1 pseudogene is annotated in these 654 nt (G+C 37.3%); it reads right to left on the bottom strand.

Annotated elements, in window-relative coordinates:
• Positions 1 to 68 precede the first annotated feature (68 nt).
• A pseudogene (locus tag ETC02_RS16855) lies at positions 69 to 654 on the bottom strand (zinc ribbon domain-containing protein); the annotation flags it as partial.

Here is a 654-nt window from a genome sequence, read left to right as displayed (position 1 = left end):
GTGAACTACCCCCACTTAATTTTCTAGCGAAAATTTGAAGTGGGGGCTTCCAAAGAAGTTTGACTGCTTCAAGCAATCCTTATTCTTTGAGGCGTGTCCACTTCGCCGCTAGAGCATAAGACACTCAGGTCTACAGCTTTACTTTTCTTTAAGATGTTTAATGCGCCATTGACATCAGCATTAATTAGTTTGCCAGACTTTGTTCGATACAAGCCGCACTTAATACGTTTGCCGCTGAACTTATATTCTTTTGGATTGTCGGCATTATATTCAGGAATCTCATCGCCGTCAAAAAAGCTGGCTTGAGACGTATATGATTCTTCCTGTTTCAAGAATTCAATGCCGTAAAATTCACAAAGATATTCTAGTTTTTCTTTTATGTTACCGAGAGGAATATTGACAAAGGTGAGTCTTTTTAAATAGGCGAGAATACGGTATCGTAAATTTGTTGCCGTCTATACGAATCTGGCCAATGATCAGTGAATGAAAGCCATCTTTTTTAAGATATTTTGGAATACTGATAGACTTGTGGTCATATTTTCCTTGTTTGGCAAGACTGATCAAACCAAAGAAAGATGTAAAGGCTTCATTGACCTTTTTTAAAATTTGCTGTGCCATGTTGCTGTTTAACAGCTTATAGTTTTCGTTAGTTTT

Origin of the sequence: Geobacillus sp. DSP4a, assembly GCF_013096875.1 — a bacterium.
Taxonomy (GTDB): Bacteria; Bacillota; Bacilli; order Bacillales; family Anoxybacillaceae; genus Geobacillus; species Geobacillus thermophilus.
Note: the sequence above shows the minus strand (reverse complement) of the source record. Positions and strands in the feature narration are given on the sequence as shown.